1 protein-coding gene is annotated in these 1,074 nt (G+C 69.3%); it reads left to right on the forward strand.

Annotation, left to right across the window (positions count from 1 at the left end; all coding sequences use genetic code 11):
* The first annotated feature begins 60 nt into the window (after positions 1-60).
* Positions 61-1,026: a helix-turn-helix domain-containing protein gene (locus V7067_RS14550; protein ID WP_334176626.1), complete on the forward strand. Its 966-nt coding sequence runs from the start codon at positions 61-63 to the stop codon at positions 1,024-1,026.
* Positions 1,027-1,074 lie beyond the last annotated feature (48 nt).

The following is a 1,074-nucleotide window of genomic DNA, read 5'->3' on the forward strand; positions in this document are numbered from 1 at the left end:
TCAGCGCCCCTGCACCTCTGCAGCCGGCTGCCCCGTTATCCGCGCCCCGGAGATCTGGTGATGATGCCTGTCGCCCTCGCTGATCCGGCCCCCGGCGCCCGCATCGACGTGGAGGCGCTGCACGCCTCGCGCCGGCGGCGGGCGTGGATCGACACGCTCTATGAATATTATTATCCGCTCGATGCCAGTCTGGCGGACGGGTTCCGCTTCGGCCGTCTGGCCGTTGCCGATGTCGGGCCGGTGCGCATCGGACGGGTGGAATCGGATGCGATGTTCGTCGACCGCAGCGGCAGCCACGTCAGCCGCGGCGTGCACGACTTCTATTTCCTGCCGCTGCCGGAGGAAGGCCCGCTGGTGCTGCACCAGCGCGGCCGCAGCGCCCGTATCGGCCCGCAGGAGGTGGCGTTCGTGGGAACCACAGAGGCCTATTCCTACGACCAGCCCGGCGCCAACAAGAGCCACACGCTGCGCATTCCCGGCGCGGCGCTGCGCGCGCGCATCCGTAATGTCGACGACTGGACCGCGCGCACCTTCGTCGCCGCCAGTCCGATGACACAGGTCTTTCTCGATTTCGCCCGCTCGTTCTGCCGCAACGGCCTTGCGACCGAAGCGCAGATGAACCCGCGCCTGACCGATCCGCTGCTGGACCTGCTCGCCCTCGTGGTTTCCAGCGCCGATCAGAGCACGCAGGAAAGCGCAGTGCGGCTGGCGCACCGGCAGCGGGCCCTGCATCTGGTGGAGAGCCGCTTCCGCGACCCGGACCTCGATGCCACCGGCATCGCAGCCTCTCTGGGTCTGTCGGAGCGCTACCTGCAGAAGATCTTCGCCGAGCGCGACGAGACCGTTTCCGCCATCATCCGCAGCCGCCGCATTGCGGAAGCCTGCCGCATGCTCGCCAACCGCAGCGCCTCGCGGGCCTCGATCTCGTCCATCGCCTACGCCGTCGGCTTTTCCGACCCCGCGCATTTCAGCCGCGTGTTCCGCCGCGAAACCGGCGTGGCGCCGGTGCATTATTCGGCCGGCTGACGCAAGACGGCCGGGCCCCGGGGGCCCGGCCGTTGTCCTCACCGGCTG

The organism is Pseudoxanthobacter sp. (genome assembly GCF_036822375.1).
Lineage (GTDB): Bacteria > Pseudomonadota > Alphaproteobacteria > Rhizobiales > Segnochrobactraceae > Pseudoxanthobacter.